The following is a 15,829-nucleotide window of genomic DNA, read 5'->3' as shown; positions in this document are numbered from 1 at the left end:
CTCGCAGGCCACAGGCCCGCCACCAGGTGCACGATGCACCGACTCCTACACTTTTCACTTATGGTGACGAACGCGACGGGGCGCCGATGAGTCTTCCGGGAATCGGATCGGTGTCATTGTCGGGCTTCGCCCACCCCTGGTTGCTCTTGACCGCGCTGTTACCCGTCGCGTTGGTGGCGGTCTATCTCGCGGCGCAGCGCAACCGCGCCAGCCGGCTCCGCAGCTATGCCGGCGACCAGCCGCGCACCGACGTCGTACCGCTGCAACCGTCCCGCTGGCGGCACGTGCCCATGGTGTTCTCGGTGGCGGCGCTGTTATCCCTGACCGTGGCGCTGGCCGCGCCCACCCACGAGATCAAGACCCCGCGCAACCGCGCGGTGATCATGCTCGTGATGGACGTCTCCCGGTCCATGGAGGCCGACGACGTCTCGCCGAGCCGGCTGGCCGCGGCCAAAGATGCGGCCAAGCAGTTCGCGAAGAAGCTGACCCCCGGGGTGAACCTGGGGCTGGTCACGTTCTCCGGGAACACCAACCTGCTGGTGTCGCCGACCCCCGACCACAACGCGACCATCACCGCGCTCGACCACCTGACGGTCGACGACGGCACTGCGACCGGCGACGGCATCTTCGCGGCGCTGCGCGCGATCTCGACCCTGGCGGACGTGCTCGGCGGCAGCGGTAACACCGACAAGCCGCCGAAACGCATCGTGTTGCTGTCCGACGGAGCGGAGAACCGGCCGGGCAACCCGGACAGTCCGCACGGCGCGTATACCGCGGCGCGGACCGCCAAGGAGTCGGACACCCCGATCTCGACCATCGCGTTCGGCACCAAGGGCGGCAAGATCAAGGTCGACAATCAGAGCGTCAACGTCCCGGTCAACGACACCACGATGAAGCGGGTCGCCGAGCTGTCCGGCGGGCAGATGTACACGGCAGCCAAGATCGAGGACCTCAACAAGAGTTACGACGCCATTCAGCAGCAGATCGGCTACGAGATCATCCGCGGGCCCGGTGGTACCGCGTGGTTGCGCCTCGGTGTGTTCGCCTTGACCTGTGCGGTGATCTCCGCGTTGGTGATCAACCGGCGGCTGCCGACGTAATCGCCTCGCGCGTTGCGTGTCCGTCGGGTTGAATACGACTCGTGGACAACGAAATTCGGGTCGTCAGCGCCAGCCGTGACATCGCCGCCCCGGCGGCAAGCATCTTCGAGCTGATCGCCGACCCCGCACAGCAGCCGCGCTGGGACGGCAACGACAACCTGACGGAGGCGTCCGCGGGCCAGCGCGTCCGCGCGGTGGGCGACGTGTTCGTCATGGGACTGACCATCGGCGCGACGCGAGAGAACCACGTCGTCGAATTCGTCGAGGGGCGGCGCATCGCGTGGAAGCCGTCCGAACCCGGACTGCCGCAGCCGGGGCACCTGTGGCGCTGGGAACTCGACCCCATCGATGACGGGCACACCCGTGTCACGCACACCTACGACTGGACGGCGCTGACCGACGAGAAGCGGCTGAACCGGGCCAGGCAGACCTCCGCCGACTGGCTGCAGGCATCACTGGCCCGGCTCGCCGCGCTCGCCGAGGAACAGTGATTACTGCTTGGGCGTGATGGTCGCCTTGAAGGTGCCGTCACCCTGGTTCAGCCAGGTGATGGTGCCCTTCTGGAACTCGCTGATCCAGCCGCCCTTGGGTGCGTCCGGGCCGCCGGCGGTCTGGGCTTCGTCGGCGGTCGGGAAGCCCAATTCGCCTCCGGCGCCACCCTTTTCGGTGTACTCGCGCAGAATCTCACCCTGCACAAGGTGCGCGCCCGTCGCCGGCGAGCTGAAGATGGTGCCCTTGGCGAAGGCCTGCACCGTACCGTCGCCGACCTTCTGCGGCTGACCGGTCGGCAGCCCGAGGGCGGCCTCGCCGCCGGCCTTCTGGTAGGCGTCGGCGACGGGGCCGTCCAGCTGCACGCTGCCCACGCCCGGCACGTTCATGGTGGTCGGCGACCCGGCCATCGCCGACGACGCGGCGCTCGACGCGGAACTGGCGGCGGACGATGCCGCGCTGGCTCCGGAGCTGGCAACCGATGAGGCCGCGCTGGCGCCCGAGCTGGCGGCCGACGATGCGGTGGAACCGATGTCCTTGGTTTGTGAGCAGCCGACGACGGCAGCTCCGGAGAGTGCGGCGATGCCGATTGCGGCGGCGGTACGGCGGATGAGCAATTCGTTTTTCACGTGAGACTTCCTCTATGAATTCGACAGGTGAAACGACTTCGCCATTGAAGTCCGAACGCCTTCGACCGTATTAGTCACTGGTACGCCTCGTACTACTTTGGGCGAATGTTTATCGACAACAGTTAACTGCTGTCGCATCAACCTCAGTAGTCGCGCCGGCGTGCGACGACAGGGGTCGGTCGGTTGTTTGCCGGCGGGGCCCTATGTCCCGCGAATGGGCTAGATGTCCCAGCGGTGAAATTGTTCTCTCGGTATGCTGTGAGTAGCGAATCGGGTTTACGATCGCGATGCCCGTTTCTTCGTAGCTTTGGCTGTCGGGGCGAACGGAATGGACAATAAGGAGAATCGGTATGACCACCGTTCGGAACTCGACCCGCAAGAAGATGGTGGCCGGCCTGGCCGTGACCGCCGGACTCGCGATGGGCCTGCTCTCTTCCTGTGGCGAGAAGGCCAAGGAAGAACCGACCACCACCACGAGCACCACCACCACGACGTCGGCACCGGCCTCGTCGTCGCCGGTGACACCGAGCGAGAAGGGCGGGCCCACCAAGGGTGGCAACTCGTTCTCCCCGACGGTGAAGGCTCCGGGACCGCAAACTGCGTTGCCGGGCAACGTCGTCACCGCTCCGCACTAGAACGAGAGTTCCATCCCAGTAGGTCGCCGATGCGCCGTATGGCGCATCGGCGCAGTACTGGTAGCGGCCGGGCTGACGGCGCTGGCGTCCGCGGGCCCGCCTGCTGAGCGGAGTGGACCGCCGGCCCTGTCGGGTCCGCTGGCCCATCTGCTGACGGCGTCGGTCGACCTGGGGCCGTCGGCGGCCGCGCATGTCGAACTCACCGCCGCGCTGACGCATGCCACCCGGCCCCACGGTCTGATCGAATGGGCAAGGGACGCAGGGCTTTCGGTGCAGTGGCGCCCTGGCGACGACTGGGCCACCGTCGAGGGCACGGCGCGCGCCATGGCCGGCGCCCTCGCGGTCGACGTCCGCGACTACCGCGGGCGCCGCGGGCAGACTTTCTATGCGGCGACCAGCCAACCTGAACCACCACCGTCGCTGCTCCCCGAGTTGAGCGGATTCGGCAGGCTCCTCGGCTACACGCCGTTCCGGGAGTCGCGGCCGCTGATCGTGTCCCGTGACGTTCCTGCCGGCGGGCTGACGGCGCAGGATCTGCGCCGGGCCTACAACGTCATGCCGCTGACCGACCAGGGCTACACCGGCAAGGGCCGCACCATCGTCATCTTCGGTTTCGACGGCTTCGACCAATCCGATCTCGACAAGTTCGCCGAACTGAACCAGTTGCCGCGCTTCACCCCCATCGTGGTGGGGGACATGCCATCCGAGCGCACCGGCGAAACGACGATGGATCTGCAGATGGCCCACGCCATCGCCCCCGATGCCCAGACCGTCTATGTCAACGCGCGGCCGACCGTGTCCGGCGACGGCGCCTACCGCAAGATCGGCGAGATGATGGCCGACGCCGACCGGCGCTTCCCCGGCGCCGAGTGGAGCCTGTCGATCGGTTGGGGTTGCGACAAGATGCTGACCGCAGCTGATCTCGCGCCGGTGCGTTCGGCATTGGCGCGGGCGCACCGCAGCGGCACCACCGCCTTCGACGCGAGTGGCGACCTGGCCGGGCTGGAATGCAAAGGCGGACAGGACTGGTCGGCACCGCCGAGTATCGACGACATCGGACTGGATTCGGTGGCTTCGGTGCCCGAGATGACGGCCGTCGGCGGCACCACGCTGTCGACCGACGAACACGGCCAGTGGCTCGGTGAGCTGGCCTGGTTCGACGTGCCGCTGACCCACGGCAGTGGCGGCGGGGTGTCCGCGTTGTTCGATCGTCCGGCCTGGCAGCGGGGTGTGCCGTCGGACCGCGGCCGCAATAAGAGGCTCATCCCCGACGTCTCGGCGGTCGCGGATTTCTTCACGGGCGCGCGCATGGTGTTCGACGGCGAAACGGTGCTGGCCGGTGGCACCTCGATGTCGGCGCCGGTCTGGGCCGGGATGGCCGCGGTGATCGACCAGTACCTGCTCGATCACGGCGGACGACTGCTCGGCGATCTGAATCCACTGCTGTACCGGGTGCAGCGGGCCGGGCGACTGCCGGCGCTGCACGACGTGACCGTCGGCGGCAACGCGGTGGCGATGGCGGGCCCCGGCTTCGATTCTGTCACCGGCCTGGGTACACCCGATGTCGACAGGTTGGCGCGCAGTCTGCTGGTGGCGCAGGGGACATCCGGATGAGCGACATCGGATTGGTGAGCGCGCTGTTTCCCCACCTTCCGGCGCGCACCCACCGCTCGTTCCAGATCGGTCTTGCCGTCTACGTCGCCTGGCTGGCGGCGGCGGCGACGCTGCGGCTGTCGAGTCTTTTCATCTCCACTGTGGCCGTGGGGATTCCGCTTCTGTTCGCGCTGTACGTCCGGCAGCTGGAGTACCGGGGATCGGCGCGGACTCGACTGCTCGTCGGCGTGAGCCTGGGCATCGGGTTCGGCGTCGCGTTCGCTTTCGGTTCCGGCGCGATGGTCGCACGAGCATACGGTGTCCCACTTGAAAGCGGTGTGGCCGCAGTACATCTGCGGACGGTCGAAGCCGGCCTCTCGGCGGTGGAGGCGCTGCTGGTAATCGCCCCCGCACTACTCATCCGGGTGGTCAGCCCAGGCGACCGAAAGGCGTTGTACGGCTATGTGATCGGCGCGGCCGGCGCCTTGGGTGCAACGGCCGCCACCACGACTGTCCGGATGTTCGCCCAGCTGGATTCCGGGCTGATCGACCACGACCAGCCGTTGGCCGATTTCCTGATCGAGGCCGTGATCCGTGGCATCACCATGCCGATCACCGCGGCCGCGGGCGCTGGAATGCTCGGCGCCGCACTGTGGTTCAGGCCGCACGGCCGGCGGATCTGGTTGCGCGTGCTGCTGGTCGCGGTCGTGCCAATACTGGCGCACGTGTGGCTCGGTGATGAGGACTCCGCCGGGATTTCGCAGTGGGCGAAGCTGGCCTGGCACGTCGGGTTCACCGTCCTCGGCGTGCTGCTGCTGCGGCTGGTCCTGCGATTGGTGTTGCGGCACGAAGATACCGACGAAACGGCACGCACCCCGCGCGCACTGTCCGCGCCGCGATTGGTCGCGACCTGGACCGCGGTGATCGTGGTGCTTGCCCTCGGGTTGGTCGGGGTTGCCGCGGCGACCACCCAACCGACGGCGCGGTATCAGTGCCCGCCGAACTGTGGTCACCCGCTGATGGGCAAGCCCGTCGTGATCAACCCCAGATTCACCGCGCCCGACGGTGCGTTCAGCGTCTCCTATCCGGCGCCGGGCACCGCTTATTCGGTGACGATGACCGACACCGGCGTGACGGCCCAATACACCGGGGGCAGTGGCGGGGTGATGCGCCTCTGGGGTGAACCGGCCCGGGGACGCGACGCCAAGGACATCACGACAACGCTGCTCACCGATGCCTTCCCGGACTCCCGAGTGGCCTACGAGCTGCCCAACACGTTGGTGGGATACCGGCCGGGATACGGCGTCGCGGCCGACGACTGGCCGGATGGTCAGAACGTGGTCGCGGCGCGGACCCGCATCCTGATCATGGTGGCGGTGAAGGACGATCTGGCGCTCGTCGCCGCCGCAGCGGGGCCGTTCAGCGAATTCGGTCCCGGTTCGGGACCGCCGACCGGGGCCAGCCTGGAGCTCGCCGCGGATATGGGCAAGTACGTCAACAGCTTTCGGTGGCGCGACGAGCCGCCGCGCTGACCGCGGTGAGTTCGCGCACCGGCCGCTGGACCCGATGGTCGATCGGGGTGAAGCGGTTCGTGCGACGGCGGAAGTCGGCGGCGCCGCTCGCACGGAAGCCGGCGTACTTCTGTTGGGCGGCATGTGTCGGTTCGACGACGGCGAAGCCGAAGTCGCGGGCGTAGGCCACTGCTGCGGCGATGTAGTTCGCCTGGCACTCCAGCAGCTGCTCGCCGGACCGGTGTCGCAGGCCGATGTTCGGGCCGTGCACCAAGAAGCAGTTCGGGAAACCGTGGACGGACGTCCCCAGATACGCGGCGGGTTCACCGTCCCAGCGTTCGGCCAGCGCGACGCCGTCGGTGCCGAACAGCCGGTCGGCCAGCGCGTCGGAGTCGACGACGATGTGGGTTGCCGTCTGTTCGCCGCTCGCGGCCGTGACGAGCCAGCGCTGCCGGTCCGCCTGCCAGTGCAATGCGGTCACGTCGTCGGTGTCGTGTTCGATCAGCACGACGTCGCCGACCCTGGCCTGGTGCAGCCGGACCACTGCCGCGAGCGCGCCGGGGCCGGTGCCCAGGATCGCGACGTGGTGGTGGGGGACGTGCTGGGTCATCGGTGGTCGGCTGCCTTCGGGTCGGTAAGATGTAAACGCTGCTCACATTTCTAATGGGCAATGTAAACAGTGTCAACATTTGTGAGGCGGGACTCAGGATGACGTCGAAAGTGACGTACCACCACGGCGACCTCCGGACCGCGCTCGTGCACTCGGCGCTGGCACTGCTGGAGGAGGAGGGCGCCGCGGCGCTGTCGATGCGCGCCGTCGCCCGGCACGCCGGGGTCACCGCCGCCGCCCCTTACCGGCACTACCAGGACCGCGACGCGCTGATGTCAGCCGTCGCGGCCGTCGGCTATCGCGAACTGGCCGAGGACCTGATCGCCGTCAGCCCGGCCCCGTCGACCGCCGATGAGATCTCCGACGTCGCCATCGCCTACGTCCAGTTCGCGTTGCGCCGTCCGGCCCTCTTCCGCGCGATGTTCAGTGAGCAGTACGACGCCGGGAGCCCTGAGCGGGTCGCGGCGGTCGAGGCGATCTCGGCCTACCTGCGGGCGAACATCACCCGGGTGTTCCCGGACGCCGATCCCGATGCCTTGAGTGACGCCGTCTGGGCGCTGGTGCACGGCCTGGCGTTCCTGTTCCTCGACGGCAAGTTCGACAGCGCCGATTCCGGTGAGCTGGAACGCCGCGTCCGGGCGGTGATGCGGGCCGTCCTGAGTCTGCTGGGGTCCTAGCGCCCTTCGGCGAATTCCCGAAGTGATTGCACCTGAGCCGGATCCAGCGACGGCCGCACCGTCTCGCGGGCCTTGGCGACGTCGGCCGCCGTGACGTCGGCGGCGTCGATGGACCGGCGCATGGCCGTCAGCGCGGCCTCCCGCAGCAGGGCGACGCAATCGGCGGCGCTGTAGCCGTCGAGTTCTCCGGCCAACTCGCCGAGGTCGACCTCGGGCGTCAGCGGGATGGATTTGCTTGCGGTGCGCAGGATTTCGCGGCGGGCATCGGCGTCGGGCGGCTCGACGAACACCAGCTTCTCCAGCCGGCCCGGCCGCAGCAGTGCGGGGTCGATCAGGTCCGGTCGGTTGGTGGCGCCCACGACCACGACGTCGCGCAACGGATTTATGCCGTCGAGTTCGGTGAGCAGTGCGGCCACCACGCGGTCGGTAACGCCGGAATCGAAGCTCTGCCCGCGTCGCGGCGCCAGCGCGTCCATCTCGTCGAGGAACACCAGCGACGGCGCGGAATCGCGTGCGCGCTGGAACAATTCACGCACCGCGCGCTCCGAGGAACCCACCCACTTGTCCATCAGCTCGGCGCCCTTGACGGCGTGCACCGACAGCCGGCCGGAGCTGGCCAGGGCCCGCACCAGGAACGTCTTGCCGCAGCCGGGTGGCCCGTAGAGCAGCACCCCACGTGGCGGTTCCACACCGAGACGCTCGAAAGTGTCGGGATGCTGCAGCGGCCACAGCACGGCCTCGGTCAGCGCCTGCTTGGTGGCCACCATGTCGCCGACGTCGTCGAGGGTCACCGAGCCGACCGCAACCTCCTCGGTCGCCGACCGGGACAGTGGCCGGATCACCGACAACGCGCCCGTCAGATCACCCTGGGTCAGCGCCGGTTCGGCGCCGTCGGCGCTGGCGCGGGCGGCCGCTCGCAGCGCGGCCTCACGCACCAGAGCGGCCAGGTCGGCGACGACGAATCCCGGTGTACGCTGCCCGATCTCATCGAGGTTCAGCTCCTTGGCCGGAACCGACCGCAGCAGAACCTCGAGCAGGGCCCGACGGGTGGCGGCGTCGGGCAGGGTCAGTCCGAGTTCGCGGTCGCAGAGGTCCGGGGCGCGCAGCCGGGCGTCCACGCCGTCCGGCACGGCGGACGTCGCGATGAAAGCTACCCCCCGGCCGGCGACAGCCTTGCGGAGCTCGGTCAGGATCAGCGTGCCCACCGGTTCGGGAACCGCGGGCAGCAGGGCGTCGATGTCGGTGATCAGCAGGACACCCCCACCATCGCGGACGGAATTCACGGCGGCGGCCACGCCGGCCAGCCGGTCCTCGGCCCGCAGCGCCCCGACTTCCGGCCCGTCGAGCTCGACCAGGCGGCGTGCGCTGCACACCGCGCGCACCATGGTGGCCTTCCCGACGCCCGCCGGGCCGGACACCAGGACACCCAGATTGGCGGTGGCGCCCAACGTTTCGAGCAGCTTGGGTTCATCCAGGGCCAGCTTGAGCCACTCGGTCAGCCGGGTCACCTGAGGTTGCATGCCCTTGAGGTCGTCGATCGAGACAGTTTGGGCAGCAACGGTTTCCGCTCGCGAGATCACCGACTGCGTGGTCGCGGTGACGACCGTCGCGTCACCCCAGGTGACCACTGAATTCGGCTGCACGCTGACCGGGCCGGCCGGGTCCACACCCGTCACGGTGAGGAGCTCCGACGTCCAGGTGATGCCGACCTGGGTGGCGAGCGCCGAGGTGGCCGCCGACGTCGAGGTACCCGGACCCAGATCCCGTGGCAGCAGCGACACCGTGTCGCCAACTGTCATCACCTTGCCCAGCAATGCCATTCGCAAGGTCGCGGGCGATATGGAGCCACTGGCCAACCGCGAACCACTCAACGTGACCGACCGGGCGCCGTACACCGTCGCCGGTGACACCAGCACCGGTGCATCGGCCCGCACACCGGCATTGGAGAGCGTCACGTCGTCGAGCAGCGCGGTGCCCGGGGGAGTCCCGGTGGCGGCTACGCCGACCACCGCGCAGGTGGTGCGCGTGCCGGTCAGCGACACCGCGTCCCACTCGCGGATACCCAGGGCGGCAATCGCTTCCGGGTGCAGCAGCACCACGCCACGACGGGCGTCGAGTGCGGAGGTGTTGAGCCGTGCGGTGAGCCGCAATTGGCCCGGTGGGGGTTCGGAGGTGGCCCGCAGGGCGTATGCCTGATTGCTCCTCGCGTCCGCAGGCGTCATCGACGAGGACCCGGCCTGCGCAACCGGAGTCGGGCCGTGGAGCGGCGCTGCCCGCGGTCGGTGCGACGCGGCTGCGCGCGGCGGATGGCGCGGCGTGCCTGTCGCTGTTCCTTGGGTTTGTCATCCCAGACTTCGGGGTGCTCACGCAGCCAGGCCTTGGTCCGGATCGCGAACGGGATGTGCAACACGTAGGCGACGATGATCACCAGGATCACGATGTAGCCGTACATCACCGACGCGGCCACCAGGATCGCGAGCAGCGCCAGCAGCGGCAACGCCATGTTCGGCGGGATGGCGAACGTGTGCACCTTGCGCATCGGGACGGTGCTGACCACCAACAGTGAGACGCCGATCAGCCAGAGGCAGATGAATACCTGCCCCCAGTGCGAATCCCACCATGGGCCGGGGAACTGCATCTTGGCCGCCAGCGGGCCGATGGCGCCGATCGCGCCGGCCGGGGCCGGCATGCCGGTGAAGAACTCCTTCTCGAACGCCGGGCCCTCCACGTCGAGCATGGCGTTGAAACGTGCCAGCCGCAGGACGATGCACACCGCGTACAGCAGCACCACGATCCACGCCAGCGGCGAGGTGTTGTGCTCCAGCAGCGTGGCGTACACGATGAACGCCGGCGCCACCCCGAAGTTCACCGCATCGGCCAGCGAGTCGATCTCGGCGCCCATCTTGGACGTGGCGTTCAGCATGCGGGCCGCGCGGCCGTCGAGCGCGTCGAGGATCGCGGCTCCCGCCAGCAGCGCCATGGCCTCGGTGGGGCGGTGGTCGAGGGCGTACTTGACCGCCGACAGACCGAGGCAGATGGCAGCGACCGTCAGGGCGCTGGGGACCAGCTTCCGCAGGCTCACCTGCGGAGTCTTGATCCGGGGTTTCATGCCGGCGACCCGCTCGGCAGGTCTGCCAGCACCGTCTCGCCGCCGATGGCGCGCTGCCCGATCTCGACACCGATCACCGAACCCTTGGGCAGGTAGGTGTCCAGGCGGGAGCCGAACCGGATCAGGCCGTACGTCTCGCCGAGCGCCAGGTGCGCACCCGGGTGGGTGTTGCACACGATGCGACGGGCCAGCAGACCGGCGAGCTGCACCGCGACGACGTCATGGCCGTCGGCGGTGCGCAACCAGATGCTGTTGCGCTCGTTGTCCTCGCTGGCCTCGGCCTTGTCGGCGGACAGGAACTGGCCCGGCTTGTGCTTGACGGTGATCACCTCACCGGCCACCGGCGCACGCTGCACATGCGCGTCGAACAGGGACAGGAAGATGCTGATCCGCGGCAGCGGCTCGTCCGACAGGTTCAGCTCGGCGGGCGGGACGGCCTCGTCGATCAGCGTCACCTGGCCGTCGGCAGGGGCGACGACGACGCCGGGCCGGCTCGGTGGCGTCCGCGGCGGATGCCGGAAGAACCCGGCGCACGCGGCGGCCGCGGTGAGACCGGCCGCCCGAAGCCAGCGCTTACGGTGGCCGATCGCGGCGACACCGAGGGCACCGCCGATGAACGGCAGGCCGGCCGGGTGAACCGGGGGAACGGTGGAACGGACCAGGTCGACGAAACGTGACAGTTCGGACTCTGGAGTGTCAGCTGGGGGGCGCGCAGGTCTGGCCATGGGGACTCGATTCTACGGTTTGCGGGGCTCTAACTGAGATCCCAGACGGGCACGGGCGATCCAGCCGGTAATTCGACCACGTCCTCGCCGATGTCCAGCAGGCAGTTTGCCGTCGCCAGCCACCGGAGATGGTGCGAGGCCGGCGGGCCATAGCTGCTCACCTCGTCATCGGGGCCGAGCACGCCGCGGCGGAACTGGCGTTTCCCGGCGGGGGACGTCAGCTTCTCGGTGAGGGTCGCCGAGCGGCGCGGCCGCTGCGCCGGCAGGCCCATCGCGGCGCGCAGCGGCGGCCGGATGAACACCTCGAACGACACCAGCGCCGAGACCGGGTTGCCCGGCAGGGTGACTATGGGCGTGCCGTTCACGGTGCCGGCGCCCTGCGGCATGCCGGGCTGCATCGCGACCTTCACGAACTCGACGTCACGGGCGAGAGCGTCTTTCACCACCTCGTACGCGCCGGCGCTGACGCCGCCCGTGGTCACGACCAGGTCGACGTTCTTGGCATGACCGGCCAGGGTTTCGCGGAACAGCGCGACGTCGTCGGACGTCGCGGGTGCGGTGACGACGTCCGCCCCGGCCTCCCGCAATGCGGCGGCCAGCATCACGGCGTTGGACTCGTAGATTTGGCCGGGCTGCAGCGGGGTGCCCGGCGTGACCAGTTCCGTTCCGGTCGACAGCACCAGGACCCGTTGCCGCGGAACTACTTTCAGCTCCGCGAAGCCCAGCGCCGCGGCCAGGCCCAGGGCTGCAGGGGACAGCACCTCGCCGGCCGACAGCACCGTCATCCCGGCGGTGACGTCCTCGCCGGCGCGCCGGATACTCCGGCCTTCGGCGACCGCCGAGTAGATCGACACGACGTCGGTCGCCGCGTCCGTGGCCTCGACCTGGACCACCGCGGTGGCCCCGGCCGGCAGCATCGCGCCGGTCATGATCCGGTGCGCAGTGCCGGGTGCCAGCGTCAACAGGTCGGTGCGACCGGCCGGAATATCTTCGGCGACAGGCAGTTTCACGGGATTCTCGGCAGAGGCGGTGGCCACGTCGGTGGCCAGGACGGCGTAACCGTCCATCGCCGAGTTGTCGAAGCCGGGCAGCGACAGTGGGGCCACCACGTCCTCGGCAAGGGCCAGCCCGAGGGCGTCGGCCAGCGGCACGGTGACGGCCGGCCGGGCGCTGATCAACCCGGCGACGACCTGCTGATGTTGCTCGACGGTCCGCATGACGCTAGATCGCGAAGGTGACGCCGGTGAGCTCTTCGGACACTGCCCAGAGGCGGCGCTGGATGCTCGCGTCGTGTGACTGGGCGGTCGACCGGACCAGCACCGGATGCCCGACCAGTTGCAGGAAACCGGACGGGCCGTAGTACTCGCCGCCGCGGGCTTGCGGGTCGACGGCCGCGCGCAAGGTGGCCAGGGCGCCGACCTCGGGGCTGTTCGCGACGAGTCCGCTGATCTGGTTGAAGCCGGGCAGGCCGGAGCCGGGGATGTGGCGCATCAACTCGGTGTTGGAGATGCCGGGATGCGCGGCGACCGAGATGGTTTCGGCGTTCGTGGCCACGAGCCGGCGCTGCAACTCGTAGGCGAACATCAGGTTGGCCAGCTTCGACTGACCGTAGGCGGCGACGCGGTTGTAACGGCGCTTCTCCCACTGCAGATCGGCAAAGTCGATCTTCCCCAGGATGCGGTGCGCGATGCTGCCGAGCGTCACCACCCGCGAGCCGGGGACGCCCAGAAGGTTCTCGATGAGCAGGCCCGTGAGCGCGAACGCGCCCAGGTGGTTGGTGCCGAACTGCAATTCGAAGCCGTCGGCGGTGGTCTGCTTGGGCGGGTACATCACGCCGGCGTTGTTGATCAGCAGGTCGATCCGCGGATAGGCCGCCCGCAGGTCGTCGGCCGCGGCGCGCACCGAGGTCAGCGAACCCAGGTCCAGCTTCTGCACGACGACGTCGGCGTTCGGGGTGCTCGCCCGGAGCCGGGCGGCCGCGTCGTCGCCCTTGGCGGTGTCGCGCACCGCCATCACCACGCGCGCGCCCCGGCCCGCCAATACCCGCGCCGTCTCGTAACCCAGCCCGGTGTTCGAGCCGGTGACGATCGCCACCCGACCCGTCTGGTCCGGCACATCGTCGGCGGTCCATTTGGTCGTCATGGCCGAAGACACTACCGAGCGGACCGCCTGAGTTGCGCGGGAGCGGCGGGCGTTTACTGTCGGCACCATGGCAATCGGCGGGGTCCTCTTCGACATCGATGGTGTCCTGGTGACCTCGTGGCGTCCGATCGGCGGTGCGGCCGAGACCTTGCGGGTGCTGGAAGAGCGTCAGATCGCCCGCTCGTTCCTGACCAACACCACCACCCGGACCCGCCACCAGATCGCCGAATTGCTTTGTGCGGCAGGCATTGATGTCGCCGCCGACGAGGTGGTGACCGCCGCCGTGCTGACCGCCGACTACGTGCGCGACCGTTACCCGGGCGCCCGATGTTTCCTGGTGAACAACGGCCAGATCGGTGCCGACATGCCCGGCGTCGACCTGGTGTATGCCTCCGACTTCGCTGGCCCGCAGCAGCCTGACGCACCCGACGTGGTGCTCCTCGGTGGCGCGGGACCCGAATACACCCATCTGACCCTGAGCTGGGTGTACGACTGGATGGCGCGCGGGGTTCCCGTGGTCGCCATGCATCGCAGCAACGCCTGGACCACCGCCGATGGGCTGCGGGTGGACACCGGGCTCTACCTGGCCGGCCTGGAACAGACCACCGGCCATCAGGGCACCGCCGTCGGCAAGCCCGCGCCCGCCGGGTTCCTGGCCGCGGCCGCGCGGCTCGGCGTCGAACCCGAAGAGATGTACATGGTCGGCGACGACCTCAACAACGACGTCCTCGCCGCCCAGGTCGTCGGGATGACCGGTGTGCTGGTGCGCACCGGCAAGTTCCGGCAGGACACGCTGGACCGTTGGGCCGCAGACGAATTCGCGATGCAGCCGAACTACGTCGTGGATTCGGTGGCTGAGCTGCCGGAGCTGCTCGGGCTCTAGCTGTCAGGCGGTCAGCTCGCGCTGCATGTTCCGGATCGCGGAGATGCGGTCCTGCAGCTGCTCGCGGGTCGCCGCGGCCACCGGAGGGCCGGGGTGGCGGCGCCGCAGCTCGTTGTGGATCCAGCCGTGCGGCCGTCCGGTGCGGTGGTGGAAGGCGGCCACCAGCAGGTTCAGCTCCTTGCGCAACTCGCGCAGCTGACCGTGCGTGGTCATGGGTTGGGGCGGTGCACCGGTGGCAGCGGCCTTGGCGCTGCGCTTCTGCAGCTGCTCGTCCTGGCGCTTGCTCAGCAGATCGCGCATCTGGTTGGGGTCGAGCAGCCCCGGGATACCCAGGTAGTCGGCTTCCTCGTCGCTGCCCGCTTCCGTCGCGGTACCGAACGACGAGCCGTCGAAGATCACCTGATCCAGCTCGGCGTCGGAACCGAGCATTTCGAAGCCGTTCTCCAGCTCCGACTTCTCGTCTTCCTTCTTCTGCGCCTGCTCGAGCAGTTCGTCGTCGAGCCCGTCGGACACGCGGTGCGGCTTGCCCAGCACGTGGTTGCGTTCGCGCTCCAGCTCGCTGGCGAGCTCCAGCAGGTTGGGCACCGACGGCAGGAAGATGCTGGCCGTCTCGCCCTTGCGCCGCAAGCGCACGAACCGGCCGATGGCCTGCGCGAAGAACAGGGGAGTCGACGCGCTCGTGGCGTAGACGCCGACCGCGAGCCGCGGCACGTCGACACCTTCGGACACCATGCGGACCGCGACCAGCCAGCGACTGGAGCCCTCGGAGAACTGTGAGATGCGCGCCGACGCGGTCGGGTCATCCGACAGGATGACCGTCGCTTCCTCGCCGGTGATGGTGTGCAGCAGCTTGGCGTAGGCGCGGGCCGTCGTCTGATCGGTGGCGATGATCATGCCGCCGGCGTCCGGGATGCTCTGCCGCAGCTGTCCCAGCCGCTTGTTGGCCGCCGCGATCACCGCGGGCATCCATTCACCTTCGGGGTTCAGCGCGGTGCGCCAGGCCCGGGCGGTCTGCTCGGCGGTGAGCGGTTCGCCGAGGCGGGCCGCGTGCTCCTCGCCGGCGCTGTCGCGCCAGCGGGCCTCACCCGAGTAGGCCATGAACACCACCGGGCGCACCACGCCGTCGGCGAGCGCGTCGGAGTAACCGTAGGTGTGGTCGGCCACCGACTGCTGATGGCCGCTGCCGTCGGGCTCGTACTGCACGAACGGGATGGGGCTGTCGTCCGACCGGAACGGGGTACCGGTCAGGCACAGCCGCCGGGTCGCGTCGTCGTAGGCCTCGCGGATGGCCTCGCCCCAGCTCTTCGCGTCGCCGCCGTGGTGGACCTCGTCGAAGATCACCAGCGTCTTGTGGTTCTCCGTGCGCACCCGGTGCCTGGTCGGGTGGCTCGCGACCTGGGCATAGGTGACGACGATGCCGTGGTAGTCCGACGACGTCTGGCCGGTCGAGTTGCTGAACTTGGGGTCCAGGGACATGCCGACACGCGCTGCCGCCTCGGCCCACTGGGTCTTGAGGTGCTCGGTCGGGACGACGACCACGACCTGGTCGACGGTGCGCTCGGTCAGCAACTCGCCGGCGATCCGCAGAGCGAAAGTCGTCTTACCTGCGCCAGGGGTCGCGACAGCAAGAAAATCCCGGGGTTTGGCGGTCAGATACCGCACCAAAGCCCGACGTTGCCAGCCCCGCAAAGCCTGGGTGCTGGGCGCTGCATATGCCCGCACCCGA

General features: G+C 69.1%; 15 protein-coding genes. 7 read left to right on the top strand and 8 right to left on the bottom strand.

The annotated features are described in order from the left end of the window. The first annotated feature begins 86 nt into the window (after positions 1-86). Both ACWW1C_RS24915 and ACWW1C_RS24910 read left to right on the top strand, forming a co-directional pair. Complete coding sequence (locus ACWW1C_RS24915) at positions 87-1,100, top strand: VWA domain-containing protein (protein WP_455980746.1); 1,014 nt, start codon at positions 87-89, stop codon at positions 1,098-1,100. A gap of 41 nt (positions 1,101-1,141) precedes the next feature. Then, on the top strand, positions 1,142-1,591 hold the full coding sequence (locus ACWW1C_RS24910) for an SRPBCC family protein (protein WP_455980745.1): 450 nt from the start codon (positions 1,142-1,144) through the stop codon (positions 1,589-1,591). Here ACWW1C_RS24910 and ACWW1C_RS24905 read toward each other — a convergent pair whose 3' ends face one another. Beyond that, complete coding sequence (locus ACWW1C_RS24905) at positions 1,592-2,218, bottom strand: LGFP repeat-containing protein (protein WP_455980744.1); 627 nt, start codon at positions 2,216-2,218, stop codon at positions 1,592-1,594. Between the two features lie 350 nt (positions 2,219-2,568). On the opposite strand from ACWW1C_RS24905, the gene ACWW1C_RS24900 reads away from it, so the two are divergent. The 3 genes from ACWW1C_RS24900 (at position 2,569) to ACWW1C_RS24890 (ending at position 5,978) form a co-directional block, all read left to right on the top strand. After that, positions 2,569-2,853 (top strand): hypothetical protein, encoded by a 285-nt coding sequence (locus ACWW1C_RS24900; RefSeq protein WP_455980743.1) that lies wholly within the window; start codon positions 2,569-2,571, stop codon positions 2,851-2,853. Positions 2,854-3,123: 270 nt separating this feature from the next. Continuing rightward, positions 3,124-4,467, top strand: a complete 1,344-nt coding sequence (locus ACWW1C_RS24895) for a S53 family peptidase (RefSeq protein WP_455980742.1) — start codon at positions 3,124-3,126, stop codon at positions 4,465-4,467. Continuing rightward, positions 4,464-5,978 (top strand): zinc ribbon domain-containing protein, encoded by a 1,515-nt coding sequence (locus tag ACWW1C_RS24890; protein WP_455980741.1) that lies wholly within the window; start codon positions 4,464-4,466, stop codon positions 5,976-5,978. The genes ACWW1C_RS24895 and ACWW1C_RS24890 overlap by 4 nt, the downstream gene beginning before the upstream one ends. Here ACWW1C_RS24890 and ACWW1C_RS24885 read toward each other — a convergent pair. Then, complete coding sequence (locus tag ACWW1C_RS24885) at positions 5,941-6,567, bottom strand: hypothetical protein (protein ID WP_455980740.1); 627 nt, start codon at positions 6,565-6,567, stop codon at positions 5,941-5,943. The two genes, ACWW1C_RS24890 and ACWW1C_RS24885, sit on opposite strands and share 38 nt — an antisense overlap. A gap of 98 nt (positions 6,568-6,665) precedes the next feature. Here ACWW1C_RS24885 and ACWW1C_RS24880 point away from each other — a divergent pair, with 98 nt between their 5' ends. Then, positions 6,666-7,244, top strand: a complete 579-nt coding sequence (locus ACWW1C_RS24880; RefSeq protein ID WP_455980739.1) for a TetR/AcrR family transcriptional regulator — start codon at positions 6,666-6,668, stop codon at positions 7,242-7,244. Here the strand turns inward: ACWW1C_RS24880 and ACWW1C_RS24875 are convergent. Genes ACWW1C_RS24875 through ACWW1C_RS24855 form a run of 5 tightly spaced genes read right to left on the bottom strand, consistent with a single transcriptional unit; the run spans position 7,241 to position 13,220 of the window. After that, complete coding sequence (locus ACWW1C_RS24875; RefSeq protein ID WP_455980738.1) at positions 7,241-9,466, bottom strand: AAA family ATPase; 2,226 nt, start codon at positions 9,464-9,466, stop codon at positions 7,241-7,243. The genes ACWW1C_RS24880 and ACWW1C_RS24875 overlap by 4 nt on opposite strands. Then, positions 9,463-10,353, bottom strand: a complete 891-nt coding sequence (gene pssA, locus ACWW1C_RS24870; protein ID WP_455980737.1) for a CDP-diacylglycerol--serine O-phosphatidyltransferase — start codon at positions 10,351-10,353, stop codon at positions 9,463-9,465. The genes ACWW1C_RS24875 and pssA overlap by 4 nt, the downstream gene beginning before the upstream one ends. Continuing rightward, positions 10,350-11,078, bottom strand: a complete 729-nt coding sequence (locus tag ACWW1C_RS24865; protein ID WP_455980736.1) for a phosphatidylserine decarboxylase — start codon at positions 11,076-11,078, stop codon at positions 10,350-10,352. The genes pssA and ACWW1C_RS24865 overlap by 4 nt, the downstream gene beginning before the upstream one ends. A gap of 29 nt (positions 11,079-11,107) precedes the next feature. Continuing rightward, complete coding sequence (moeA, locus tag ACWW1C_RS24860; protein ID WP_455980735.1) at positions 11,108-12,295, bottom strand: molybdopterin molybdotransferase MoeA; 1,188 nt, start codon at positions 12,293-12,295, stop codon at positions 11,108-11,110. A 4-nt stretch (positions 12,296-12,299) separates the two neighbouring features. Beyond that, positions 12,300-13,220, bottom strand: coding sequence for an SDR family NAD(P)-dependent oxidoreductase (locus ACWW1C_RS24855; protein WP_455980734.1), 921 nt, complete (start codon positions 13,218-13,220; stop codon positions 12,300-12,302). A gap of 67 nt (positions 13,221-13,287) precedes the next feature. Between ACWW1C_RS24855 and ACWW1C_RS24850 the strand changes: the two genes are divergently transcribed. After that, a complete protein-coding gene (locus ACWW1C_RS24850) occupies positions 13,288-14,103 on the top strand; it encodes an HAD-IIA family hydrolase (RefSeq protein WP_455980733.1) in 816 nt (271 codons plus the stop codon). 3 nt (positions 14,104-14,106) lie between these two features. Here ACWW1C_RS24850 and ACWW1C_RS24845 read toward each other — a convergent pair whose 3' ends face one another. Then, a complete protein-coding gene (locus ACWW1C_RS24845) occupies positions 14,107-15,825 on the bottom strand; it encodes a DEAD/DEAH box helicase (protein ID WP_455980732.1) in 1,719 nt (572 codons plus the stop codon). Positions 15,826-15,829: the final 4 nt, after the last annotated feature.

This window comes from Mycobacterium sp. HM-7, from assembly GCF_053852335.1.
The sequence above is the reverse complement of the archived record's forward strand: the minus strand, read 5'-3'. Positions and strand labels throughout refer to the sequence as shown.